Source organism: Mesorhizobium loti CJ3sym, assembly GCF_000472785.1.
Classification (GTDB): Bacteria; Pseudomonadota; Alphaproteobacteria; order Rhizobiales; family Rhizobiaceae; genus Mesorhizobium; species Mesorhizobium loti_E.
This window is the reverse complement of the sequence record NZ_AXAL01000016.1, coordinates 140,457-165,928: the sequence shown is the minus strand read 5'-3', so window position 1 is coordinate 165,928 and position 25,472 is coordinate 140,457. Positions and strand designations below refer to the sequence as shown.

Here is a 25,472-nt window from a genome sequence, read left to right as displayed (position 1 = left end):
CCTCAAGCGAGCGATAGCTGAAAAAGGCCGCAAAAGCAGCTAATTTTTGACCGTGCGGTCAAAATGCAGAGTTGACGACATCGCCGCCGGCTCAGCCGACGAAAGCGCGCTCGACGACAAAAGTCGCGGGATGGCTGAGCGAGCCTTCCTGGAAGCCGAGGCTTTCGGCCAGTTCCTTGACATCCTTGAGCATATGCATCGAGCCGCAGATCATGATGCGGTCGGTTTCCGGATCGAGCTTCTCGATGCCGAGGTCTGAATAGAATTTACCCGAGCCGATCAGCGCGGTGATGCGGCCCATGCACGACGAATCTTCGCGGGTGGTCGAGTTGTAGAGCGTGACGCGGCCAGCGGTCAGCTCGCCGATCAGCGGGTCGCTTTCGAGCGCTGCCACCAATTCCTGGCCATAGGTCAGCTCGGCATTGTCGCGGCATGTATGGGTCAGGATCAGCTGGTCGAATTTCTCATAGGTGTCGGGATCGCGCAGCAGGCTGGCGAAGGGCGCGATGCCGGTGCCGGTCGAGATCATGAACAGCCGCTTGGCCGGGGTCAGCGCGTCGACCACCAGCGTGCCGGTCGACTTCTGGCGCATGATGACGGTGTCGCCGACCTGGATCTTCTGCAGCTCCGAGGTCAGCGGGCCGTCCGGCACCTTGATCGAGAAGAATTCGAGCTCTTCGTCCCAGGCCGGGCTCGCCACCGAATAGGCGCGGTAAACCGGCTTCTCGGCATTAGGCAGGCCGATCATGACGAACTCGCCGGAGCGGAAGCGCAGCGACTGCGGGCGGGTAATGCGGAACGAGAACAGCCGGTCGGTGTAGTGCTTCACCGAGACGACGGTCTCGGCATAAACATTGGCCGGAATCGGAAACTGCAGCGGGCGGGCGCCGGCGGTATCGAGAGCGGATGTGGTGTTCATCAAATCCAACTTTCTGGCCCAGCTGTGGATGCGGGCGCCAAACCTTCACCTGCACGCCCGGACCATTCAGGTCCCGGCGTGCTGTTCGCACACTCGGAAGCGGTAAGCTCTTGTGTCCGGAATTTATTAGTATACAAACGATATTTGCGTCAAGGTGGTACCTTAAAACACCTTTCCAAACTGATGCATATCCGTAGTCTCAGCATTTCGGGTTTCGACGATGAAAGAGAATTTTCCAGCGCAAGCGCGCGATTCCCTGGGAAATGTCGTTGCCGGCATCGATGTCGGCGGAACCTTCACCGACCTGCTTCTGATCGACGGCAAGGACGGCGGCAAGGTGCATATCGCCAAGACCCCCACCACGGTCGACAACCAGGCGTTCGGCGTGGTTTCGGCGCTCGGCGCCACCGGCTTTCCGATCGACGGCATCGACCTCATCGTGCATGGCACGACCACCACCACCAACGCAGTGCTGGAGCGCCGGCTGGCCAAGACCGGCATGATCACGACACGTGGTTTTCGCGACGTGATCGAGCTTGGCCGCCGCACGCGGCCGCAGCCCTATGGCATGACCGGCAGTTTCGTCCCGATCATCCCGCGCAATCTCAGGCTCGAAGTGTCGGAGCGCGTCGAGGCCTCCGGTGCGGTGCGCACGCCGCTCGATGAAGCCGAAATGTGCGAAGCGGTGAAGACGCTGATCGACGCCGGCTGCGAATCCCTCGTCATCCATTTCCTGCATTCCTACGCCAACCCCAGGCATGAGCGGCGCGCGGCTGAAATCGCCGCTGAATTCTGGCCGAACGGCTACATCACTACGGGGCACGCCCTGCTGTCGGAAGCGCGCGAATTCGAGCGCGGTGTCACGGCATCGGTCAACGCCTCGGTGCAGCCGATCCTGGAGCGCTATGTCGAGCGGCTGCGCAAGGAATTGGCTGCCAAGGGCTATGCGCGCGACTTCCTGATCATGAACGGCAATGGCGGCATGATCTCGGCCCGCTTCGTCACACGTGAATCGGCCAAGACGGTGATGTCGGGCCCGGCCTCCGGCGTCATCGCTGCCGCCTATACGGGCAAGCGCGCCGGCTTCGAAAACCTCGTCACCTACGACATGGGCGGCACCTCGACCGACGTGGCGCTGATCCGCAACGCCGAACCGGCGGTCTCGAACGAGATCGAGATCGAATATGCCATGCCGATCCATGTTCCGATGGTGGCGGTGCACACGGTTGGCGCCGGCGGCGGCTCGATCGCCCGCGTCGATGCGGCCGGCCTGATCCAGATCGGCCCGGAAAGTGCGGGCGCCAATCCCGGCCCGATCTGCTATGGACGCGGCGGCCTGGAGCCGACCATCACCGACGCCAATCTGGTGCTCGGCCGGTTGGCACCAAAGAAGCTGCTGGCGGTTGAAAACCCGGTCACATCAGAACGTGTCACCGGCATTTTCGAAGACAAGATCGGCAAGGCGACCGGCCTGTCCGGTGTCGAGGCGGCGGGTGCGGTGCTCAGGCTTGGCAACATGAAGATGGCCGGTGCCATTCGCATGGTCTCGGTGTCGCGCGGCCACGATCCCCGTGATTTCGCGCTGTTTGCCTTCGGCGGCGCTGGGCCGCTGCATGCTACGGCCCTCGCGCGCGAACTCGGCCTGCCGCGTGTGCTGGTGCCGGCGCGTCCCGGCATCACCAACGCGCTCGGCTGCGTCGTCGCCGACCTGCGCCATGATTTCGTCAACACCATCAACCAGCCGGTTGCCGTGCTCGATGAAAGCCAGCTTCACGCTGTATTGGAACGGCACCGAAACGAAGGCGAGGAGCTGATTGGCAAGGAAGCGGTGAAGCCGGAGACGATCCGCGTCACCCACTCCGCCGACATGCAGTTCGTCGGCCAGACCCACATTATCAACGTGCCGCTGCCATCTTCGTCCGTGACCCGCCAGGAATTGCAGGCGCTGTTCGAAAAAGCCTATTTCGCCCGCTTCAAGGTCGAGCTGCCGGAAATCCGCGCCAACCTCGTCAACCTCAACACCTCGATAACCGGCGTGCGCCCGGCGATCGACCTGTCGCGCCTGATCGACCCGGCCGGGCGCGCCAAGACGCTGGACGAAGCGCGGCGCGAAATCAGGCCGGTCTGGTATGCGGGCCAGTGGCACGACACACCGGTATACGCGCGCGAAAAATTGCCGCTTGATGCGGTCATCGAGGGTCCGGCGATCCTCGAACAGATGGACGCCACCACCGTGCTCGAACCTGGCGACCACGCCCGATCGGATGCCGACGGCAACATCATCATCGACATTGGCGAGGCCTGAGATGCCTGACATTGATATGGCAAAGCTCGACGCCATCACCCTTTCCGTCCTCCAGGCCGCCTTGCAGCAGGTCTGCGACGAGATGGACCTGACCTTTTCCCGCGCTGCCTTCTCGCCTGTCATCGCAGAAGCCAATGACCGTTCCGATGGCATCTACTCGGCCGTCGATGGCTCGCTGATCGCGCAAGGAAGCCAGGGCCTGCCGGTGTTCGTCGGCGTCATGCAATATTCGACCAGGACGGTGATCGAGATGATCGCCGATGGCCGCTGCCTGCCGCCCGAGCCCGGCGACATCTACATCGTCAACGACCCCTATCTCGGCGGCACCCATCTGATGGATGTGCGCTTCGCTATGCCGGTCTACCGGGGCGGGAAAATCTTCTGCTGGCTGTCCAACACTGGCCATTGGCCCGACATTGGCGGCTCGGTGCCGGGCGGATTTTCGGCTTCTGCCACCGCGGTCGAGCAGGAAGGCCTGCGGCTCCCGCCGGTAAAACTGTTCAAGAAGGGCCTGCTCGATCCCGAGATCTACGCCATCATCTGTTCCAACATCCGCGTCGCAGACCAGCGTATCGGTGATATCAGGGCGCAGGCCGCGGCGTTGCTGATCGGCCAGGACAGGCTCAATGGAATCCTCGATCGTTACGGCGACGAAACCGTTGTCGAGGCGATCGCCGAACTGCGCCGCCGCGCCGCCGAGCAGATGCGCGCCAACATTGCGGCTATTCCCGACGGCACCTATCATTCCAAGGCCTTTGTCGATTCCGACGGCGTGGTCAACGAGCCGCTGACCATCGCACTCGCCGTCGAGAAGCAGGGCGATACGCTGACCTTCGATTTTTCCGGCTCGTCAAAGCCTTGCGCCGGGCCGATGAACAGCGTGCTGGCGACGACCCTTTCGTCGGTCTATCTCGCCATGCGCCATATCTTCCCGGATGTACCGATCAGCGCCGGCGCTTTCGAGCCGCTGATCGTCAAGCGTCCGGAAGGCACCTTCCTTGATGCAAAGTATCCGCGTCCAGTCTCGGGCTGCGCCGCCGAAGTCTCGCAACGCATCGCCGAGGCGGTGTTCGCGGCCATGGTGCAGGCGCTGCCGGACAAGGTGACGGCGGCTCCCGCCGGCTCCAGCGGCAATTTCGCGCTTGGCGGCAACGATCCGGTGCGTGGCCGCGACTACGTCATGTATCAGATCTCCGGCGGCGGTTATGGCGGCAATGCAGGCCATGACGGGCTGACCAATGGCTGCTCGACCATCGGCATTTCGAAGTCGCCGCCGGTCGAGATCATGGAACAGGCTTTTCCGGTCCTCTATCGCCACTATGCCTTGCGTGAAGGCTCCGGTGGCGCCGGCAAGCATCGCGGTGGTTTCGGCCTGGCCTATGAGGTCGAGATTCTGCGTGGCGATGCGCGAGCCTCCTTCGTCATGGATCACGGCCGTTTCGGCCCGCAAGGCGCCCTTGGCGGTGGCGATGGCGCGGTCAACACCGTCACCGTCTTTCGCAATGGCGAGGAACATGTGCCCCCGCATCTGTCCAAGGAGCAGGACATCCCGCTGAAGGCCGGCGACCGCGTGCGCGTCGGCACGCCGGGCGGCGGCGGCTATGGCGATCCACGCGAGCGCGATCCGAAACTGGTCGCCGAGGACGTCAGGCTTGGCTACTATACAGCTGAGCAAGCCAAGGATTTGTTCGGGCCTACATGAACCCACAAGACATGTTCAATTGCCGTGTCTGCGGCCTCGATCAATCACCTGATCTGCCGTGGGGCGAGAACGGCAAAGAGCCCAACCATGCCATATGCTCGTGCTGTGGGGTGGAGTTCGGCTACGAAGACGACAGCCCTGAAAACTGCCTGTTGGTGCGGCGGAACTGGGTACAGGTCGGGCGGTGCGCGTGGTTCTCACCGAAGGACCGACCGCTCGACTGGAACATGCCCATGCAAGTCAGAGGCATTCCGCTGCCATACAAAGGCGCGGAGGACGAACAATTAATCCAGGCATATCTGCAAGCCGAAGAGCCGCGCCCACGCGGGCTTGCCGCCTTGGACGCGTTGGAGAAGCCGGACGGTTAGCACGCTATCGCGCCGTGATCGCCGCAGCACATGTCGTTTCCGTCTCCGCCGAAAGCACCAAAGCCCGTAGACTTCTCGTGCTCAACGGGGATCTGGAACATGCGTCTTTTCAGTCGTTTCGTGCTTGCCGCCTCTGTCGCCCTGGCTCTCGCCACGGGTACAGCTTCCGCCCAGGACAAGAAGCTCAGGATCGGCACCGAGGGCGCCTATCCGCCCTTCAACTATGCCAATGCCGACGGCACGCTGGGTGGCTTCGACATCGATCTCGGCAAGGCATTGTGCGCTCAGATGAAGGCCGATTGCGAGTTCATCGTGCAGGATTTCGACGGCTCCATACCCGCACTCCAGGCCGGCAAGTTCGACGCCATCATCAACATCACCATCACGCCGGAACGGGCCGAGAAGGTCGAGTTCACCCACAAATACTACCAGACACCGCCGGCCATCGCCGTGCCGAAGGATTCCACCATCGCGGGCACCTCGCCGGACGATCTGAAGGGCAAGGTGCTCGGCGTGCAGACCGCCACCATCCACCAGAAATTCGCCGAGCTGAAATATTCAGGCTCGACCATCAAAGCCTATCCCACCGGCGACGACGCCCGCACCGACATGGCCAATGGCCGCCTCGATGCGATGATGGACGGCTCGATCATCCTGACCGAATGGCTGAAGAAGCCCGACGGCGCCTGCTGCAAGCTGCTCGGCACGCTGACCGCCGATCCGGCCATCCATGGCCCCGGCGTCGGCATCGCGCTGCAGAAGGGCAACAAGGAACTGGCCGACAAGTTCAATGCGGCGATCGACGCGCTGCGCGCCAACGGAAAATACAAGGAAATCAACGACAAGTATTTTGCCTTCGACGTCTACGGCAACTGAGACCGACAACGAATGCCTTCCGGCAGCGCTGCCTGGCGCTGCCGTTTTTCTTGAGTGATGGAGACTTTCTTGGCCGAGCGGCGTTCCCCTTTCTACAGCAGCATCGTCGGGCTCGGCGCGACCATGGGTCGGGTCGGCGGCGATTTCATCTCAGCCAAATACTATTCCGGCATTGAAGACGAGCACCTGAACACCCGCAAGAATGTCGGCGTGCAGGATCTCAGCACCATGGGCAAGATGGACATCAAGGGGCCGGACGCCGAGGCGCTGGTCAACCATGTCATCGTCAACGATGCCGCGGCGATGAAGCCGGGCCAGGTCCGCTATTCGACTATCTGCCGCGAGGACGGCGGCATCATGGATGACCTCACCGTGTTCCGGCTTGGGCCGGAGCATTTCATGCTGGTCACCGGTTCGGTCAATCGCCTGAAGATGCTGCCGTGGCTGCAGCATCATGCACACGGGCGCAAAACCTATGTCACCGACATCACCGCTGCCGTCGCCTTCCCGACCATTCAGGGCCCGCGCTCGCGCGACCTGTTGAAGGCGCTGGTCAGGGATGCCGATCTGGACGGTTTGAAACGCTGGGCATTCACCTCAGGCCAGATCAACGGCACGCGGGTGTTGATCTCACGCACCGGCGTGACCGGTGAACTCGGCTTCGAACTGTTCGTGCCGGCAGACGAGGCTGTGTCTGTTTGGGATGTGCTGATGCGGACAGGAGCGGACTTCGGCCTGCAACCCTATGGCGTGCTGGCGATGTTCACGCTCGGCCTGGAAAAGGCCTATCCCGCGCATGGCATCGACATGGACGAGACCCGCACCCCGTTCCATGTCGGCCTCGACCGCTGGATCAAGTTCGACAAGGGCGATTTCATCGGCCGCGAAGCCTTGCTCAAAATCCGCGACAAGGGCCTCGACGAACGCTGGACCGGATTGATCCTCGACGGCGATAAGCCGGCAGCTACAGATGCCAGGGTAATGGCCGACGGCGAGGATGCCGGCGTCGTCACCTACAGCGACCATGGCTATTCGCTCGGCAAGGTGCTGGCCACCGCACATCTGCGGCTACCGTTCACGGGGATAGGCACAGAACTCAGTATCGACATTGACGGCAAGCGGACACGCGCGGTGGTTGCGCCGATGCCGTTCTTCGACCCGGAAGGGGCGAGGTTGCGGGCTTAGCCGGAACGCCCATCACTTCGTCATCCTCGGGTCTCCGCGACGCCGCTTCGCGGCTGCTCTGCCCGTGGATGACGAAGTTGGGAGGAGCGTCGGCTTATCCGAATATTTTCCGACTCACCCCCGCCGATCCAACCGCACCACCAGCCGGTCTCCCACCCATTGGATGCCGCAGACCAGAACAATCAACACGATGACCACCGCCACCATCACCGACGTCTCGAAGCGCTGATAGCCGTAGCGGATGGCGAGATCGCCCAAGCCGCCGGCGCCGATGGCGCCGGCCATTGCCGAGGCGCCGATCAGCGTCACCAGGGTCACGGTGAAGCCAGCGACGATACCCGGCAAGGCTTCCGGCACCAGCACTTCGCGGATGATCGTCCAGCGGTTGCCGCCCATGGCGCGCGCCGCCTCTATCAGGCCCTTGTCGACCTCGCGCAACGACACTTCGGCGATGCGCGCGTAATAGGGCGTGGCGGCGATCGACAGCGGCACGATGGCCGCCCAGGTGCCGATCGAGGTGCCGACGATCAGCCGCGTCAACGGGATCAGCGCCACCAGCAAGATGATGAAAGGCACCGAGCGGAAGCCGTTGATGACGGCGCCCAGCGCGCGGTTGACCCACAGGTTTTCGGCGATGCCGCCGCGTTCGGTGGCAATTAACGCCAGCCCGAGCGGCAGGCCGAACACCAGCGAGATCAGGCCGGAGGCGGCCGTCATCAGGACTGTTTCCCAGATCGAGCGCAGCAGAAGCTCAAACAGAATCGGCGACATGGCCAAGCACCTCCACCCGCGCCTGGCGGGATCTCAGGAATGTGATCACCTCGGCGAGATGCCTTGCATCGCTTCCGGGGACGGACAGGAACAGCGTGCCGACCGGCTGCTGCTGGATATGGTCGATGCCGCCATGGACGAGGCGGAACGGACCCGTGATCGTCGCGGCCAAGTCGGACAGCAACGGGCTGCTCGCCGCCTCTCCGGCCACGTCCACACGCAGAATTGTTTCCACGCCGGCTCCCGGCACCAGCCGGGCCGCCAGTTCCGCCGGCAGTTGCGGCCGGATGGCGCCAAGCAGGCTTTTGGTGATGTCCGACTGCGGGTCGGCGAACACCGACCAGACCGGCCCTTGCTCGACGATGCGCCCGGCGTCTATCACCGCCACACGGTCGGCGATCGAGCGGATCACCTCCATCTCGTGGGTGATCAACAGGATGGTCAGGCCAAGCTGCCGGTTGATGTCTTTAAGCAAAGCAAGAATGGAGCGCGTCGTTTCCGGGTCGAGCGCCGATGTCGCTTCATCCGACAGCAGCAATGCCGGGCGCGCGGCCAGCGCCCGTGCAATGCCGACCCGCTGCTTCTGGCCGCCCGACAGCGATGCCGGATAGGCCTTGGCCTTCTCCGACAGGCCAACGAGATCGAGCAGCTCTGCCGCCCGCGCCAGCCGCTCCGCCTTAGGCCGGCCCTCGATCTTCAGCGGCAGCGCGACATTGTCCTCGACCGTCTTGGCCGACAACAGGTTGAAATGCTGGAAGATCATGCCGATGCGCCGTCGCAACGGCTGCAGGTCGCGCTCGCCGAGCCGGCTGATCTCGCGGCCTTCGATGAACACTTCCCCGGAATCGGGCCGCTCCAGCCCGTTCAGGCAACGGATCAGCGTCGATTTGCCGGCACCGCTGCGGCCGATAATGCCGAGGATCTCGCCCTTGCGCACCGTCAGCGAGATGCCGTCGATCGCCGGCATGGCACCAAAGCGACGCTTCAGGTCGACGAGCCGCACCACGTCTTGCGACGCGTCGGGCCGCTCGCGGGTCGGATCGGCGATCTCCCGGGATGCCGTTATATGCTGGTTCATGCGGTTCCCTGTTCTCGCCATCTGAAAACGCAATTGCGGCCCGCGCTCAAGCGCGGACCGCATTTACACTCGACCCGGTCGGATCAATAGGCGCTGAGGCCGGTGCCCTTGTAGACCTTGTCGAACTCGGCCTTCACCGCGTCGTTCTGATAGGAAGCGACCAGCGTCTTCACCCAGGCCTCGTTCTCATTGCCGACCTTCACGGCGATGAAGTTGCGGTACGGGTTGTCGGCGATCGGCTCCTGCGCGATGCGGTTGTCCGGCGTCAGGCCGCTTTTCAGCGCCCAGTCGGTGTTGACCACGGCAGCGTCGAGATCCTCGACCGAGCGGCCGACGATGCCGGCGTCGAGTTCCTTGATCTGCACCTTCTTCGCATTCTCGGCGATGTCGGCGGTGGTGGCCAGAATGCCGGTGCCGTCCCTGAGCTTGATCACGCCTTCGTTCTGCAGCACGCGCAACGCCCGGCCTTCATTGGACGGGTCGTTCGGCACGCCGATGACAGCGCCTTCCGGCAGATCGGCGACCTTCGTGTACTTCTTCGAGTAGAGGCCGATCGGCCAGACGCCGGTATAGCCGACGCGCACGATGTGATAGCCCTGCGTCTTGATCTGGTTGTCGAGATAGGGCTGGTGCTGGAAGGCGTTGGCGTCGATCTCGCCGCGTTCCAGCGCCTCGTTCGGCTGGGTGTAGTCGTTGAACACCACGGTCTCGATTGTCAGGCCCTTTTCGGCGGCCTGCGCAACCACGACACGCCAGACATCCTCGTCCTCGCCGCTGATAATGCCGACCTTGATCGCCTTCTTGTCCTCGGCGAAGGACGCATGCGGCGCCATCAGGCTGCCGATCGCGACGGCCGAGGCAAACAGCAGAGCCAGGCCGCCGCGCCGGTTGATGGTTGACCAAAGGGAAGATGGCGAAGTGTTGTTGAAGTCGGACATATCTGATCTCTGCGGTTGCGAAGTCATGGCATAGGCGGATTGCCTAGCCTTGAGCACATGATCAGAAATTCTATCGATTTTATCAAAGAACGTGTTTCGCCGTTCTCCGGCAAAGCCGGGAATATTCTCTCAAAAATTTGATGGGCGGGAGCACAAGACGCCACGAGCTCGACCGCAGCGGTCGACCTGCGACCCGAGGGGGTATCGGGAGAGGTTAGATTCTCAGAGAGCCCAGCGGGTCCTCAAAGCGCGATCCAGGCGGTCTTCAGCTCGAGATATTTCTCCAGCGCGTGCAGCGACTTGTCGCGGCCGAAACCGGATTGCTTGACCCCGCCGAGCGGCACTGTGATGTCGGCGCCGCCGTAGGTGTTGACGTGGACGACGCCGGCATGGATGGCGCGCACCATGCGATGCGCAGTGGACAGGTTTGATGTCCACACCGCCGAGGCGAGGCCATAGACGGTCGAATTGGCAAGCCGGACCGCCTCCTCCTCGGTGTCGAAGCGCATGACGCCGAGCACCGGTCCGAACACCTCTTCGCGGGCTAGTTGCATGTCCAGCGTCACGTTCTCGAAGATTGCCGGCGCCATGTAGCTGCCGCCGGTCTCGGCCAGAATTCTACCGCCGCCGGTGACCAGCCTTGCGCCTTCTTCCCTGGCCTTGGCGACGAAGCCGAGATTCTTGTCGAGCTGCTCGGCGCTCGACACAGCGCCGACATCGGTTTTGAGATCGAGAGGGTCGCCGACCTTGAGCCGCGTGGTCGCCGAGACAAGCTCCTCCATGAAGCGGTCATAGACCGAGGACTGAACGAGCAGGCGCGAGCCGGCGACGCAGACCTGGCCGGAATTGCGGAAAATGCCATTGGCCGAGACGACCGCCGCCTGTTTCAAATCCGGCGCATCGGCAAAGACGATGTTGGGAGACTTGCCGCCGAGTTCGAGGAAAACACGTTTCAGATTGGAACGCGCCGAGTATTCAAGCAGCCGCCGGCCAACCGGCCCCGAGCCGGTGAAGGCGATGGCGTCGACATCCATATGCAGGCCGAGCGCTTCGCCGGTGACGGCGCCGCGGCCGGTGACGACGTTGAGCACGCCGGCGGGCAGGCCGGCCTCGGTGGCTAGCTCCGCCAGCCGCAGCAGCGTCAGCGAGGCGATCTCGGGCGGTTTGACCACCACGCAATTGCCGGCGGCCAGCGCCGGCGCGATCTTCCAGGCGCCGATCATCAGCGGGAAATTCCACGGCACGATGACGCCGACGACGCCGAGCGGCTCCTTGTGGATCAGTCCCAGCACGTTCTCGGCCGTCGGCGCGATCTCGCCATAGACCTTGTCGATCGCCTCGGCGTAGTAGCGGATGGTGCCAGCGGCCGACAGCGGCTCGGCCTTGTAGGCCATGCCGATCTCGGTGCCATTGTCGCGCACGCCAAGCACGGCCAGTTCATCGACATGTTTTTCGATAAGTTCGGCGAGCCTGGTCAGCACCTTCTTGCGAAAGGTGGGGGCGGCGCGCGACCACGAGCCTTTCTCGAACGCCTTGCGTGCCGATTTCACCGCGCGGTCGATATCGGCGGCATTGCCGTCGGCGATGCTGGCGAAGGCCTGCCCATCGATCGGCGAAATGACAGGCAGCGTCGCGCCGCTTGTTGCCGCTGATTGTGCGCCATCGATGAACAGGCCGCGCGCGCCGATCTCCGCCTTGCGCAGCGTGTCGATGACATTTTGAGTGATCATTATCTTCTCATTTCAAGTGGGGTCTTTGCTGGGCGGCTTGGTACGCCGCCCAGATATTTCGCTCAATCCTTCAGGGGCACACCGAGGTTCTCGTAGGCGACCGGATCGCGGCTCTTCAGGGCGCCGGCCAGCAGAAGGCCGATCACCGCCGCGATCAGCACCAGCCCGGGCAGGAACGCGCCGAGGAAGCCGCCGGCTCCCGACAGGCTGCCGAAATTGATGACGATCAGGTAGATGATGACGACGAAGGCGATGAAGGTCAGTCCGGGCAGGATGGTGGTCTTCACAGCGTTTTCCTGGCTGGACGGGTTGGCGCGGAAATACATCACCACGGCGAGCGAGGCGACCGCCATCATCACGATAACGCCGAGCGTCGCGACATTGGTCAGCCAGGAGAACAGCGCCAGCACCGGATCAAGGCCGAGCACGGCGAACAGGCCGACGACGACAGCCGCTAGCACGCTCTGGATCACCGAGGCGACATGCGGGCTCTGATGCGCCGAATGCGTGACGCCGATCGACTGCGGCAAAAGCTTCTCGCGGCCCGAGACGTAGATGTAACGGGCAACCGCGTTGTGGAACGCCAGCACGCCGGCAAACAGGCTCGACACGAACAGGATGCTCATCGCATGCGTCAGCAGCGTTCCGGCATAGCGGTCGGAGAGGCCGAACAGGAAGGTCGTCGGATCCTGCAGGCCCTGCAGCGCCGGCAGCAATTTGTCGACGCCTGCGCCGACCGCCATAAGCCACGCGGTGACCATGTAGAAGACGCCGATCAGGATGACCGAGAAATAGGTGGCGCGCGGAATGGTGACTTTGGGGTCACGAGCTTCCTCGGCATAGATCGTCGTCGCCTCGAAGCCGATGAAGGCGGCGAAGCAGAACAGGATGGCGATGGCCGGCGCGCCTGATGTGATCTGGCTCCAACTGAACGGCGCGGCCGACAGGCCACTGTCGCCACCGGTCTTCAGGATCGTCAGATCGAGGACCAGCACCACAACATATTCGCACAGCACCAGCACGGTCAGGATCTTGGCCGACAGGTCGACCTGCCGGTAGCCGAGCACCGCGACGATGGCGATGGCGATGAAACTCCACACCCACCAGGGCAGGTTGATGCCCCAGCCGGCGAACAGCCCGGAGGTGGCCGCGCCGAGCAGACCCATGACGCCGATCTGCATGGCATTGTAGGACAGGATGGCGATCAGCGCCGTGGCGCCGCCGGCTAGACCGCCGAGGCCGCGCGCGGCATAGGCATAGAAGGCGCCGGCATTGCCGACATGGCGCGACATGGCGACATAACCGACCGCGAACAACAGAAGCAGCACCGTCACGATCAGATAGGTGCCGGCAAAGCCGGCGCCATTGCCCATCAGCATGCCGAGCGGCGTGCCGCCGGCCACCGCCGTGAGCGGCGCCGCCGCCGAGATCACCATGAAGGTGATGGCGCCGACGCCAAGACTGTTCTTACGCAGCCTGTTGGCCGGCGCCTGTTCCGAAACTGCTGACATTGGTCCCTCCTGTTCACGAACCCAAAGTTCGCCGGCCACTGGCCTGTCCCACACGCTCTGGATGGCGGTTCATTATTTGAACCATTATTTTGAATATAGACTTGCAAACAAAGCGGCTTCCTGTCAAGTTAATTCACACGTTAAATGATTGCCTCTGGTGGGAGGCAAATGCCTGGAGGATGCGTTGGGTACGGTCGGCAAGGCGATTTCACTTCTGGAGCTCTTCACCGTGGCCGAGCCTGAGCTCGGGCTGACCGAGCTGGCGCGCCGCTCGGGCTTCGACAAGGCGACGACGCGGCGGCTGCTGGTGGCGCTGACTAACCACGGCTTCGTCGAGCAGGACGCCGGCACGCGGCATTACAGGCTCGGCGCCGGCCTGTCGCGGCTGGCGCGCATCCGCGAGGCCTGCTTTCCCTTTCTGCAGACCGCGGTGCCGCTGCTGCGGGATCTGGCAAGTGCGACGGCCGAGACCGTGCATCTGTCGGAATTCGGCACCGACAGGCTGGTCACCGTCCATGTCGAGCATCCCAGCTGGGCAAACCGGGTCAACATCGATATCGGTCAGCTTCTGCCCCTGCATTCGACCGCGTCGGGCATCGCCTATCTGGCTTTCGCCAGGGACGAGGCCGTCGAGGCATGCCTGGCAGGCCCGCTCGAAGCCTTCACGGCGCATACGCTGATCGAGCCCGCCGCCATCTCCTGCTCCATGGCTGAGGCCCGGGAGCGCGGCTATTCGATCTGCGATCAAGGCTTGGAAGAAGGCGTCATATCAGTCGCGGCGGCAATCCTGGCGGCGGACGGTTTCGCGCTCGGCACCATAGCGGTGGCGGCACCGAAGGCCAGGACGACGGCGGCGGACATCGCGCAACGAGGACTTGCGGTGATGGAAGCGGCAAGGGAGATTTCGATGCGCCTCAATGGCGACAATTTGCAAACCCTGAGGAGGCAGGCCTGATGTCTGCACAGACCGCGCCCCGCATCCTGGTCATCGGCACCGGGGATACCAAGGCCGACGAGCTGCTGTTCATGAAAGCGTGCATAGAGGCATCGGGCGGCAGCGCCGTGATGATGGATGTCAGCGTGCTCGGCAATCCGCCCTACAGCCCAGATCACGACAAGCATGCCGTTGCCCGCGCCGTCGACGTGACGATCGAGGAGATCGTTTCGAGCGGCGACGAGAACACCGCTATGACGTTGATGGCCGGCGGCGCCGTGCAATTGGTGCGCCAGCTCCACCGGAACGGCGAGATCGACGCTTTCATCGCCATAGGCGGTTCGATGGGCACCGATCTGGCGCTTGACGTGGCGCTTTCGCTGCCGCTCGGCGTGCCGAAATTCGTCGTCTCGACCATCGCCTATTCGCATCTCATCCCGCCGGAGCGCGTCGCGCCCGACCTGATGATGATCCTCTGGGCCGGCGGGCTCTACGGCCTCAACTCGATCTGCAAGCTGGTCCTGTCGCAAGCCTGCGGCGCGGTGGTCGGTGCGGCCAGGATCGTGCTGGAGACCCGCGCCTCGGCGCCGGTGACCGGCCCGACCGTCGGCATGACTTCGCTCGGCAGCTCCTGCCTGCGCTATATGAAGACGCTGAAACCGGCGCTGGAGCGGCGCGGTTATGACGTTGCCGTCTTCCACACCACGGGAATGGGCGGCCGCGCCTTCGAATCGATCGCCGGCCAGGACCATTTCTGCGCCGTGTTCGACTTCAGCCTGCAAGAAATCACCAACCATCTGGCCGGCTCCGTCGTCAGTTCGGGCGCTGACCGGCTGGAGAATGCCGGCGCGCGCGGCATTCCGCAGATCGCCGCACCCGGCGCGGTCGACATGGTGGACCTGCCGACCTGGCAGGATTTGCCGGCTAAATTCTCTGAACGTCCGTTTCACGCTCACAACAGGCTGATCGCTTCGGTCACCGTCGATGCCGACGATCGCCGCGAGGTCGCCAGGACCATCGCCGCCAAGCTCGGCGCCTCGAAAGGGCGCTCCGCCTTCATCCTGCCATCGGGCGGCATCCAGGAATGGGACGTCGAGGGCGAACCGCTCTACGAGCCGGAAGCGCTTGCCGCCTTCGTCGATGAAATGCGCAAGGTAATCCCCGCCAGCGTCGAGTTCCATGAGATCGACGCCCACATCAACAGCGACGGCTTCGTCGCCAAGGCGCTGGAAATCTTCGACCGCTGGGTCGAGGAAGGCATCATTCCGCGCGGCATGCCGGCCAAGGGAGTGGCGGCGTGAGTGCTGTCCCGGCCCAGGCGCTGGTGCTTGATTTCGGCGGCGTCGTCACCCGCACGCTGTTCGAGACCCATGCCTTGACCGAGCAGGCGCTTGGCCTGAAGCCCGGCACGCTGCAATGGCGCGGGCCTTTCGATCCGGACAGCGACCCGCTTTGGCGCTCGATGCAGGCCGACGAGATCAGCGAACGCGACTATTGGCGCACGCGCACAAGCGAGGTCGGCCGGCTCGTCGGCGAGGACTGGCAGGCAATGGAGACTTTTGTCCAGCGCGCCCGTGGCGCCGAGCCGGAAAAGGTGGTGCGGCCCGAAGCCGACCGCGCCATCCGCACCGTCCATGCGGCGGGATTTCGCCTGGCGATCCTGTCCAACGAGCTCGACCTGTTCTACGGCACCGATTTCCGCCGGCGACTACCGCTGCTCGGCCTGTTCGACGTGATTGTCGACGCCACCCATACCGGCATCCTCAAGCCCGACCCGCGCGCCTATGGCTTCGTCACCGAAGCGCTTGGCCTGCCGGCCGACGCTTGTGTGTTCGTCGACGACCAGCAGCGCAATGTCGATGGCGGCCGTGCCGCCGGCATGCGCACGGTTCATTTCGACGTTGCCCGGCCGGCGCATTCCTATGCCGAAGCCCTTGCCCATTTCGACCTCGTCCCCTGAGACATCTGCGGAGCCTTGTCATGCGCGACATCAATTTCCTCACCGAAACCAACGCCAAGCCGATCTGGCATCCGATGGCGCATCCCGCCGAGATGCGGGCCAACCCGCCAAAGGTGATCATGAAGGGCGAGGGCGTCATGGTCACCGACATCGCCGGCAACACCGTACTCGATGCCGTCGGCGGCCTGTGGAACGTCAATCTCGGCTACAGCTGCGACCCGATCAAGAAGGCGATCGCCGACCAGCTCAGCGCGCTGCCCTACTATTCCGGCTTCCGTGGCACCTCGACCGGACCGTCGATCGAGCTCGCCTACGAACTCGCTGAATGGTTCGCGCCGGAAGGCATGGTGCGGACCTTCTTCACCTCGGGCGGCTCGGATTCGGTCGAAACCGCACTGCGGCTGGCGAGGCAATACTGGAAGATCCGCGGCCAGGGCGATCGCACAAAATTCCTGGCTCTGAAGAAAGGCTACCACGGCACGCATTTCGGCGGCGCCTCGGTCAACGGCAACGCCAATTTCCGCCGCAACTACGAGCCGCTGCTGCCCGGGGTCTTCCACATTCCGGCACCCTGGACCTTCCGCAACCCGTTCGATGAAACCGACCCGGCGCGGCTGGCGAAGCTCTGTGCCAAGGCGCTGGAGGACGAGATCGCCTTCCAGGGCGGCGACACCATCGCCGCCTTCATCATGGAGCCGGTGCTCGGCGCCGGCGGCGTCATCGTTCCGCATGAGAGCTTCATGCCGCTGGTGCGCGAGATCTGCGACCGTCATGAAATCCTGCTGATCGCCGACGAGGTCGTCACAGGCTTCGGTCGCACCGGCGCCTGGTCGGGCTCGCGGCTGTCCGGCGTGAAGCCGGATTTCATGACCATCGCCAAAGCGATCACCTCGGGCTATTTCCCGCTCGGCGCCACACTGATCGGCGCCAAGGTTGCCGATGTCTTCGAGGCCGACAAGACCAGCTTTGGCGCCATCGGCCACGGCTATACCTATTCCGGCCACCCCGTCGGCTGTGCAGCGGGTCTGGCGGCGCTTGCCGAGACCAAGCGGCTGCGCCTGAACGAGAACGCGGCCGCACGCGGCGTCGAACTGGCGGCCGTGCTGGAAGGGCTGAAGGTCAAGCACGCAGTCGTTGGCGATGTCCGTTACAAGGGTCTGATGGCGGCGGTTGAACTGGTTTCCGATCGCGCGACGAAAAAACCCGCCGACAAGAAGACTATGGCCGTGGTCTCGGAGGGGGCCTACGAAGCTGGCGTCATGCTGCGCGTTTCCGGCAACACCATCATCCTCTCGCCCCCACTGATCATCAGCGCCGCCAACGTCGCGAAGATGGGCGAGGCGATCGGCGCAGGACTGTTGAAGGTCTGATGAGCCGGCAGATACAACGAGATTTTGGGACCAACGGATGACTCAATCGCAGAAAGTAATGACCGAGGAAGCGCTCCTTAGCCGGCGGTCTCGCCTGCTCGGCGCGAAATCGCAATTGTTCTATGACGAACCGGTGCATCTGGTGCGCGGCGAAGGCGCCTGGCTCTACGATGCCGATGGCCGCAAATATCTCGACGCCTACAACAATGTCGCTCATGTCGGGCACTGCCACCCGCATGTGGTCGAGGCGCTGTGCCGGCAGGCTAGCCTGCTCAACACCCACACGCGCTATCTCCACACCGCCATCCTCGACTATGTCGAGCGGCTGACCGCGACTTTCGACGCCAGCCTGTCGACCGCCATCCTCACCTGCACCGGCAGCGAGGCCAACGACATCGCGCTGCGCATGGCGCAGGCGACTTCAGGCCAGATGGGCATCATCGCCACCGACGCCACCTATCACGGCAACACCACGGCGGTTTCACAGCTCTCAACGCGCATGCCGCCGGTCGGTGGGCGCGCGCCGTCTGTAAGGCTGGTGCCGGCGCCCGACAGTTATCGCTACCCCGACGCGATGGCCAACGGCAAGGCGTTTGGCGACGCCGTGCGCGAAGCCATCGCTTCGCTGACAAAGGACGGCATCGGCCTTTCCGGCATGATCCTGTGCCCGCTGCTCGCCAATGAAGGTTTTCCAACGCTTCCCAGCGACTTCTTCGACGACGCCGTGGCGGCGGTGCGCGACGCCGGCGGGCTGGTCATCGCCGATGAGGTGCAGCCCGGCTTCGGCCGCACCGGCAGCCATTTCTGGGGTCATCAGCGCGCCGGCTTCGTTCCAGATATCGTCACCATGGGCAAGCCGATGGGCAATGGCCATCCGGTCGCCGCTGTCGTCACCACCACGGATATATTGGCGACCTTCCGCAACGCCTTCCGCTACTTCAACACCTTTGGCGGCAACCCGGTTTCCTGCGCGGTGGCCAACGCCGTCCTCGATGTCCTGGAACAGGAAAAGCTTGTCGCCAATGCTCGCGATGTCGGCGCCTATGCGCTCGATCTGTTGCGGCCGCTGGCCGACCGCCATGACTGCATCGGCGAAGTCAGGGGCGCCGGCCTGTTCTTCGGCGCCGAGCTGGTCCACGACCATCAGACGCGCGAGCCGGCGCCCGACATAGCCGGGCGCGTCATCAACGCCATGCGTGAGCGTGGCGTGCTGATGGGCAAGACCGGTATTCATGGCAATGTGCTCAAGATCCGCCCGCCCATGCCGTTTTCCCGCGACAATGCCGATGTGCTGATAGGCACACTCGACGAAGTGCTCAATGAAGTCGGCGGAGTGCCGGCGTGAACGCAATTTCCGCGCAATCCGAGCCTGAGACCGCAGCAGATGTTACGGAGCTTGCCAGGCAGGCGCTTGCCCATTGGGGCGTCCACGACGGTGAACCGGAGCTGCTGAAATACCGCGAGAATGCCGTCTTCCGCGTCCGCCTGCCCGACGGCGAGCCTGCAGCCATGCGCATTCACCGGCTCGGTTATCACAGCGATGCCGCGCTGCGCTCGGAACTGCAATGGATGGGGGTTTTGGAATCAGCTGGTGTTGCAACGCCGTCTCCGGTCGCAACGCAGGCCGGCGATCCGTTCGTGCTCGTCAGCACGGCCACTTCGGGGCCACCTCGCCAGGCCGATTGCCTGAGCTGGCTCGAAGGCCGCGCCGTCGGCGCGCGGGGCGTACCCCTGGCCTACACGCCGGAACAGGCGAGACAGGTCTTCACGGCGATCGGGCGGACCATCGCGCATATGCACAATGTCACATCAGCTTGGACGCCGCCCGCCGGCTTTGCCCGCCATGCCTGGGATCTCGACGGTTTCTTCGGTGAGAACCCGACCTGGGGCCGCTTCGAGACCTCGCCCTTTCTCGATGGTCCGCGCCGCGAGCTTGTTCTCCAGGCCCGGGACAAGGCCGTGAAGGCGCTGTCGGCGCATGAACGCAGCGCCCGCAACTTCGGCCTCATCCATGCCGACCTGGTGCGGGAGAACGTACTCATCCATGACAGCGCGGTGCGCATCATCGACTTCGACGATTGCGGCCATGGCTGGCACATGTATGACCTCGCTGTCGCGCTTTACCAGAACCGCGAGGAGGCGATCTATCCGCTGATCGAGGCTGCTCTACTCGATGGCTATCGGCAGCAGCGGGACCTTACCTCGCAGGACATCGCCGCATTGCCATTGTTCGCGGCGCTGCGGGCCTTCGCTTTCCTCGGTTGGGTGCAGAGCCGTGTCGAAGGCGATATCACCAGAGAGGTCGGCCTGCGCATGTCTGATATCGCAGCCGACGTGGTGATTGACTACCTGCGCGGCGAATAAGGGGCGGCGATAGAACCGTCAGCCCTTGGCGAAATGGATGCTGACCGTTCCCGAACTGCCGAAATCGGCGACGATCGTGTCGCCCGGCCGTGCCTCTACCGGACGGACGAACGAGCCCGACAGCACCACTTCGCCGGTCGCGATCGATAGGCCGTAGCGCGCGAGCCGGTCAGCCAGCCAGGCGATGCCCATGGCCGGGTGGTTGAGCACGCCGGCGCCAAGCCCGGTCTCCTCGACCTCAGCATTGCGTGAGACGATGGCGCCGATCCAGCGCATGTCGGCTTGATCGGGCCGCTGCGGCCGGCCGCCGATGACGATGCCGGCATTGGCGGCATTGTCGGAAATCGTGTCGAAGAAAGTTCGTACCTTCTTGGTCTCGGCATTGACGCGCTCGATGCGCGTGTCGAGGATCTCCAGCGCCGGTGTGATGTAGTCGGTGGCGTTGAGCACGTCGAAGATGGTGACGCCAGGTCCTTTGAGCGGTGCCTTCATGACGAAGGCGATCTCGGCCTCGACGCGCGGCTGGATGAAGCGGCCGGCGGGAATGGTCGCGCCATCGCTATAGAACATGTCGTCGAACAGCACACCCGAATCCGGTGTGTCGATGGCCAGCGCATATTGCATCGCCTTGGAGGTCAGGCCGATCTTCCAGCCCTTCGGCTTCAGCCCGGCATCGGTCTTGCGGTTCACCAGCGCTGCCTGGACGCGATAAGCATCCTCCATGGTCGCCTCAGGGAAATCGAGGCTGAGCAGCCGGATCTGGCGGCGCGAACGCTCGGCTTCGAACAGCCGTGCTGCGGCGTCTTCCACTTGCTCCGGGGTCATGCCGCTGCCTCGTCGACGACGCCATTTCTGAGCACACCGATGCCGTCGGCCTCGACCTCGATCACATCGCCCGGCTTTAGCCAGATCGGTGGATCGAAGCGGGCGCCGGCGCCGGTCGGTGTACCGGTGACGATGATATCGCCAGGCACCAGCGTGGTGAAGGTCGAGATGTAGTTGATGATCTTGCGGAAGGAAAAGATCATCCGGCTGGTGCGGTCTTGTTGTCGTACCTCGCCATTGACGCGGGTGGTGAGCGCGATATCGGCGATCTGAGCCTCGTCGGTAAACGGCACCAGCCATGGGCCGATCGAGCCGGTGCCGTCGAAATTCTTGCCTTGCGTCACGTTGAACTTGGCATGCCGCACCCAGTCGCGGATAGTGCCTTCGTTGCACAGCGAGAGTGCGGCGATATGGCTGAGCGCGTCGGCCGCTTCGATACGCCGTCCACCCTTGCCGATGACAATGACGATCTCGCCTTCATAGTCGAGTTGCGGCGATTCCGGTGGCCGCACCAGCGGCGCGTCGTGGCCGACGAAGGAGCGGGGAAAGCGGATGAACAGCGACGGGTTGGCTGGCGCCGCCTGGCCGTCCTTGTACTCCTCGTTGCGGTCGGGGTAGTTGACGCCGACGCAGATGATCTTTTCCGGCGACGGGATCGGGATGTCGTAGGTGATGGCATCGAGCGGGAAATCGACGGCGAAGGTTTCGGCCTCTTCCGCCAACCGCCGCAGGGCACCGGCCTCGATCACCTCGCGCAGTGTCGGCCACTGGCTGTGGCGCGCCGACAGGTCGATGACGCCCTTGTCGGTGACCGCGCCATAGCGGGTCTTGCCGTTGGTGGTGAAGGTGGCGAGCCGTGGCGGGGTCATGCGGCAACTCCGCCATTGATGATGTTGAATATACGCGAGGCTGGAGCTCTACGGCGCCCCCCTCTGTCCTGCCGGACATCTCCCCCTCTTGGGGGGAGATTGGATTTCATCTCTGCCTTCGCCAATTTCCAGCGCGGCAAGAAAGGCGCCGGCCATGGGCCTAGCCAATCTCCCCCCTTGAGGGGGAGATGTCCGGCAGGACAAAGGGGGGCGACAACGAACGCTGACATCAAACCAAAACCCACCTAAGGCGCGATGATCGGCGACGCCGTCAAATCCGGCTGGCGCGCGGTGGCGCCGGCGAAGATGCTGCCTTCCTCGAACCAGCTTTTTGGGGCCGGCGCGCCCCACAGCGTCTGGCGCTGCGGGTCCTTGAGGTCCCATTTGATCGGCTCGAGGTCCGGATCGACCGTCTGGTAATCCGAGCAGTAGATCTCGATACGATGATTGTCCGGATCGCGGACATAGAGGAAGAAGGCGTTGGAAATGCCGTGCCGGCCGGGGCCGCGCTCGATGTTCGGCAGGTAGCCGGTGGTGGCCATCAAATCGAGCAGGTCGATGATGTTGAGCGGCGTCGGCACCCAGAAGGCGACGTGGTGCAGGCGTGGCCCGACGCCGTTGGTGAACGCGATGTCGTGGACGCCGCCCTTGCGATGCGTCCAGGCCGCCCACAGCTTTCCGCTGCTGGCATCCTCCGTATACTCAGTCACCCGGAAACCGAGCTCGTTGTAGAAGGCAACGGATTCGTCGACATTGGGCGAGAAGCAGTTGAAGTGATCGATGCGCAGCGGCTTCACGCCCTTGTAGAGCACATATTTCTGGTGGATCGGCGGCAGCCGCGTCATCTCGGCATAGAATTCGAGCGGAATGCCGTGCGGGTCCCGGGTGCGGAAGGTGCGCGACTGGTAGGGCCGCTCGACCCATTCCACCGGCAGGCCCTTGGCCGTGAAGAAATGCTCGGCCTTGTCCAAATCCTCGTCCGAAAAGACCTTGAAGCCGAGGTCGCGCGCTTCCGGCGTCGTTGCCTTCTTCAGCACGATGCAGTGATGGCCACGCTCTTCCATGGCTCTGAGATAGATGGCGCCCGACGTCTCGTCGGTGACCTGCAGGCCAAGCGTGTCAACATAGAAGGCGCGCGATTTGGCAAGATCGGTGACCGCCAGCTCGACATGGCTGAGCCGCACGATGTTGAAGGCGGGATAGAGGTTGGGTTTGGGCAAGGGCATTCTGATCTCCTCCAGTCAGCCGCCGAGTTTCTGGATCGCGTGCGCTGAAGTGGCGAAGGCGATGTTCTTGGTCTCCATGTAGAAATCGAATGAATGGTCGCCGCCGTCGCGACCGATGCCGGAATTCTTGACGCCGCCGAACGGCGTCGGCAGATGCCGCACATTCTCCGAATTGACCCAGATCATGCCCGCGTCCAGCGCATCGGTGAAGCGGAAGGCGCGGGTCACATCAGAGGTCCAGAGATAGCCGGTCAGGCCATATTGCGTGTCGTTGGCGAGCGCCAGCGCGTCCGCCTCGTCCTTGAAGGCGATGGCCGTCAGCACCGGCCCGAAAATTTCTTCCTGGGCAATGCGCATCTTGTTGGTGGCGCCGGTGAACAGTGTCGGGCTGACATAACAGCCGCCGCCCGGTCCGGCGAACTTGCCGCCGCCGGCGGCAACCACAGCACCCTCCGATTTGCCGATTTCGATATAGGACAGCACCTTTTCCTCGTGCACCGGATGGATCAGCGGGCCGACCACCGTTTTCGGGTCCAGCGGATGACCGATCTTGATGCGCTTTGCCTTCTCCGCCACCAGATCGGTGAATCGGTCATAGACCGAGGCTTCGACCAGCAGTCGCGACGACGAGGTGCAGCGTTCGCCATTGAGCGAGTAGATCATGAACACCGCCGCGTCCGCCGCGCGCTCGAGGTCGGCATCGGCGAAGACGATCACCGGGTTCTTGCCGCCCAACTCGAAATGCACCCGCTTCAACGTGTCGGCACCCTGGCGCATGATCATCGAACCGGTGCGGCTTTCGCCGACAAAGCCGATCGCCTTGATGTCGGGGTGTTCGGTCAGCGCCTTGCCGGCGCTTTCTCCGAGCCCGTTGATCAGGTTCCAGACGCCTTTCGGCAGGCCGGCCTCCTCGGCGATCTCGACCAGCAGCCGCGCCGTCAACGGCGAGAATTCAGCCGGCTTATGAACCACGGTGCAGCCGGCGGCCAATGCCGGAGCAATCTTCCAGGTCGAAAGCATGAACGGCGTGTTCCACGGCGTGATGATGCCGACCGGGCCGATCGGCACGCGCGTCGTGATGTTGACCTGGCCAGTCGTGCGCAGCGTCTCGCCGTCGCGCGCTTCCGGCGCGCGGTCGGCGAAGAAGCGGAAATTCTCGGCACCGCGCAGTGCCGCCTTGGCCATGAACTTCAGCGCCTGGCCGGTGTCCAAGCACTCGACGAAAGCGATCTCCTCGGCGCGCGCCTCGATGGCGTCCGCGATTTTGTGCAGCAGCTTCTTGCGTGTCTCGCCCGGCATGGCGGCCCAGGCCGGGAATGCCGCCTTCGCCGCCTTGGCGGCGCGGTCGATGTCGGCGGCACTGCCGCGCGCGACCTTGGCCAGCGACTTGAGATCGACAGGAGACAGGGTCTCGAAAGTCGAGCCGTCGACGGCCGGCACCGCCTCGCCGCCGATCTGGTTGAGCACGCCATCGCGCTTGAACCGAGCCAGATAGGCCTCGGCCTTTTTCAGATTGCCTTCGAGATCGGACATGTCAGTCTTCCGTCACTTGCCGCGCAGCCGCGGGTGGATTGCATTCTTCTTCCAGCTCAGCACCGGATCGATTTCCCTGATCTCCAGCGACAGAGCGAAATGCGGGGTCTCGAACAAAGTGGCCAGATATTGGCTCACCGCCGTGAACACGGCTTCGCCGGTCCGCTTCTTGTCCTCGGCGCTGCGGCCGGTGCCGATGCGAAACGACATGTCGAGAAAGGCGTTTTCCGGCAGATCGTCGGCAATGGCATAGGCGTCTGCGCGAAAGGCCCGCACGCGCACCGCACCGGTCTCGAACAGCCCGGTGTCCAGCACGGTACGCAACACCAGTGCGCACAATTCGCCCATATCGACCTTGGCATCGAGATTGGCCGAATACTCGATGGAGAAGTGAGGCACGACGTTTCGTTCCCAGATCTTGCTTTGTTGTAGTTAACGCGTTAATTACATGGGGTATCGTCGAAGTCAAGTCTTGCATCAGGCTTGAGGCGACGATACGGGATGAAAAGGTCGGGTTTTGGCGTTGTCCATAGGGGTTGAACCCGACTAACAATCGCAATCGCGGGGACGCTGCGTCTTGCTGCCTGAAAACACTCGTCGTTCCCTGCCAATGGCGCTGCTTCACGCCCGCGAAGCGGTGATGGCGCGCTTTCGCCCCATGCTCGCCGCGCATGACGTGACCGAACAGCAATGGCGCGTGCTGCGCGTGCTGAGCGAAGCCGGCTCGGTCGAGGCGACCGAGCTTGCCGACCGCGCCTCGGTGCTGCCGCCCAGCCTGACGCGCATCATCAAGGCGCTCGAAGGCCGAAAATTCATCACCCGCAACAAGGCCGAAGGCGACGGCCGCCGCGTCATCCTGACCATCGCGCCGGCCGGATCCGCTTTGATCGACGCCTTGTCGCCAGAGCGCCGCGTCATCTACGACGACATTGAACAGCGGTTTGGCCACGAGAAGTTGGAGCAACTGCTCGATCTCCTGGAGACGCTGATCGACGGCGAGAGCTGAGG

Annotated in this window: 23 protein-coding genes; 12 read left to right on the top strand and 11 right to left on the bottom strand. The window is 63.6% G+C overall.

All coding sequences use genetic code 11. From position 1 onward, the window contains the following. Positions 1–91: 91 nt before the first annotated feature. Complete coding sequence (locus A3A9_RS0122505) at positions 92–919, bottom strand: ferredoxin--NADP reductase (RefSeq protein WP_027060795.1); 828 nt, start codon at positions 917–919, stop codon at positions 92–94. 220 nt (positions 920–1,139) lie between these two features. Here A3A9_RS0122505 and A3A9_RS0122500 point away from each other — a divergent pair, with 220 nt between their 5' ends. From A3A9_RS0122500 to A3A9_RS0122480, 5 genes are all read left to right on the top strand, one after another. Then, complete coding sequence (locus A3A9_RS0122500; protein WP_027060794.1) at positions 1,140–3,224, top strand: hydantoinase/oxoprolinase family protein; 2,085 nt, start codon at positions 1,140–1,142, stop codon at positions 3,222–3,224. Positions 3,225–3,240: 16 nt separating this feature from the next. After that, a complete protein-coding gene (locus A3A9_RS39250; protein ID WP_033838738.1) occupies positions 3,241–4,926 on the top strand; it encodes a hydantoinase B/oxoprolinase family protein in 1,686 nt (561 codons plus the stop codon). Next, positions 4,923–5,294, top strand: a complete 372-nt coding sequence (locus A3A9_RS39245) for a hypothetical protein (RefSeq protein ID WP_063827787.1) — start codon at positions 4,923–4,925, stop codon at positions 5,292–5,294. Before A3A9_RS39250 ends, A3A9_RS39245 begins: the two co-directional genes overlap by 4 nt. Before the next feature lie 99 nt (positions 5,295–5,393). Further along, on the top strand, positions 5,394–6,170 hold the full coding sequence (locus A3A9_RS0122485; RefSeq protein WP_027060793.1) for an ABC transporter substrate-binding protein: 777 nt from the start codon (positions 5,394–5,396) through the stop codon (positions 6,168–6,170). Positions 6,171–6,239: 69 nt separating this feature from the next. After that, on the top strand, positions 6,240–7,355 hold the full coding sequence (locus A3A9_RS0122480; RefSeq protein WP_027060792.1) for an aminomethyltransferase family protein: 1,116 nt from the start codon (positions 6,240–6,242) through the stop codon (positions 7,353–7,355). Positions 7,356–7,469: 114 nt separating this feature from the next. Here A3A9_RS0122480 and A3A9_RS0122475 read toward each other — a convergent pair whose 3' ends face one another. The 5 genes from A3A9_RS0122475 to A3A9_RS0122455 form a co-directional block, all read right to left on the bottom strand. Next, positions 7,470–8,126 carry a methionine ABC transporter permease gene (locus tag A3A9_RS0122475; RefSeq protein ID WP_027060791.1) on the bottom strand — a complete coding sequence of 219 codons (657 nt, stop codon included), beginning with the start codon at positions 8,124–8,126 and terminating at the stop codon, positions 7,470–7,472. Next, entirely contained in the window at positions 8,107–9,204 is a 1,098-nt protein-coding gene (locus A3A9_RS0122470) for a methionine ABC transporter ATP-binding protein (RefSeq protein ID WP_027060790.1), read from the bottom strand. Before A3A9_RS0122470 ends, A3A9_RS0122475 begins: the two co-directional genes overlap by 20 nt. Positions 9,205–9,287: 83 nt before the next feature. Continuing rightward, entirely contained in the window at positions 9,288–10,142 is an 855-nt protein-coding gene (locus A3A9_RS0122465; RefSeq protein ID WP_027060789.1) for a MetQ/NlpA family lipoprotein, read from the bottom strand. Between the two features lie 242 nt (positions 10,143–10,384). Then, a complete protein-coding gene (locus tag A3A9_RS0122460; protein ID WP_027060788.1) occupies positions 10,385–11,872 on the bottom strand; it encodes an aldehyde dehydrogenase in 1,488 nt (495 codons plus the stop codon). Between the two features lie 62 nt (positions 11,873–11,934). Then, positions 11,935–13,383, bottom strand: coding sequence for an APC family permease (locus tag A3A9_RS0122455; RefSeq protein ID WP_027060787.1), 1,449 nt, complete (start codon positions 13,381–13,383; stop codon positions 11,935–11,937). Positions 13,384–13,567: 184 nt separating this feature from the next. On the opposite strand from A3A9_RS0122455, the gene A3A9_RS0122450 reads away from it, so the two are divergent. Genes A3A9_RS0122450 through A3A9_RS0122425 form a run of 6 tightly spaced genes read left to right on the top strand, consistent with a single transcriptional unit; the run spans position 13,568 to position 20,011 of the window. Further along, positions 13,568–14,338 carry an IclR family transcriptional regulator gene (locus A3A9_RS0122450; protein WP_027060786.1) on the top strand — a complete coding sequence of 257 codons (771 nt, stop codon included), beginning with the start codon at positions 13,568–13,570 and terminating at the stop codon, positions 14,336–14,338. Further along, entirely contained in the window at positions 14,338–15,618 is a 1,281-nt protein-coding gene (locus tag A3A9_RS0122445; RefSeq protein WP_027060785.1) for a Tm-1-like ATP-binding domain-containing protein, read from the top strand. Before A3A9_RS0122450 ends, A3A9_RS0122445 begins: the two co-directional genes overlap by 1 nt. Continuing rightward, a complete protein-coding gene (locus A3A9_RS0122440; protein ID WP_027060784.1) occupies positions 15,615–16,277 on the top strand; it encodes an HAD-IA family hydrolase in 663 nt (220 codons plus the stop codon). Before A3A9_RS0122445 ends, A3A9_RS0122440 begins: the two co-directional genes overlap by 4 nt. A gap of 20 nt (positions 16,278–16,297) precedes the next feature. Beyond that, complete coding sequence (locus tag A3A9_RS0122435; protein WP_027060783.1) at positions 16,298–17,647, top strand: aminotransferase class III-fold pyridoxal phosphate-dependent enzyme; 1,350 nt, start codon at positions 16,298–16,300, stop codon at positions 17,645–17,647. Positions 17,648–17,684: 37 nt separating this feature from the next. Continuing rightward, positions 17,685–18,992, top strand: a complete 1,308-nt coding sequence (locus tag A3A9_RS0122430; protein WP_027060782.1) for an aminotransferase class III-fold pyridoxal phosphate-dependent enzyme — start codon at positions 17,685–17,687, stop codon at positions 18,990–18,992. Continuing rightward, positions 18,989–20,011, top strand: a complete 1,023-nt coding sequence (locus tag A3A9_RS0122425) for a phosphotransferase enzyme family protein (RefSeq protein ID WP_027060781.1) — start codon at positions 18,989–18,991, stop codon at positions 20,009–20,011. Before A3A9_RS0122430 ends, A3A9_RS0122425 begins: the two co-directional genes overlap by 4 nt. 18 nt (positions 20,012–20,029) lie before the next feature. Here the strand turns inward: A3A9_RS0122425 and hpaH are convergent, their stop codons facing one another. From hpaH to A3A9_RS0122400, 5 genes are all read right to left on the bottom strand, one after another. Further along, on the bottom strand, positions 20,030–20,836 hold the full coding sequence (gene hpaH, locus A3A9_RS0122420) for a 2-oxo-hept-4-ene-1,7-dioate hydratase (RefSeq protein WP_027060780.1): 807 nt from the start codon (positions 20,834–20,836) through the stop codon (positions 20,030–20,032). Next, complete coding sequence (locus tag A3A9_RS0122415) at positions 20,833–21,705, bottom strand: fumarylacetoacetate hydrolase family protein (protein WP_027060779.1); 873 nt, start codon at positions 21,703–21,705, stop codon at positions 20,833–20,835. Before A3A9_RS0122415 ends, hpaH begins: the two co-directional genes overlap by 4 nt. 245 nt (positions 21,706–21,950) lie before the next feature. Continuing rightward, the gene (gene hpaD, locus A3A9_RS0122410) at positions 21,951–22,931 is read right to left on the bottom strand and encodes a 3,4-dihydroxyphenylacetate 2,3-dioxygenase (RefSeq protein ID WP_027060778.1); all 981 of its coding nucleotides are present in this window, start codon (positions 22,929–22,931) and stop codon (positions 21,951–21,953) included. A 15-nt stretch (positions 22,932–22,946) separates the two neighbouring features. Beyond that, complete coding sequence (hpaE, locus tag A3A9_RS0122405) at positions 22,947–24,464, bottom strand: 5-carboxymethyl-2-hydroxymuconate semialdehyde dehydrogenase (RefSeq protein ID WP_027060777.1); 1,518 nt, start codon at positions 24,462–24,464, stop codon at positions 22,947–22,949. Positions 24,465–24,476: 12 nt separating this feature from the next. Beyond that, positions 24,477–24,863 (bottom strand): 5-carboxymethyl-2-hydroxymuconate Delta-isomerase, encoded by a 387-nt coding sequence (locus A3A9_RS0122400; RefSeq protein WP_027060776.1) that lies wholly within the window; start codon positions 24,861–24,863, stop codon positions 24,477–24,479. 211 nt (positions 24,864–25,074) lie between these two features. Here A3A9_RS0122400 and hpaR point away from each other — a divergent pair, with 211 nt between their 5' ends. Further along, complete coding sequence (hpaR, locus tag A3A9_RS0122395) at positions 25,075–25,470, top strand: homoprotocatechuate degradation operon regulator HpaR (protein ID WP_245279096.1); 396 nt, start codon at positions 25,075–25,077, stop codon at positions 25,468–25,470. Positions 25,471–25,472: the final 2 nt, after the last annotated feature.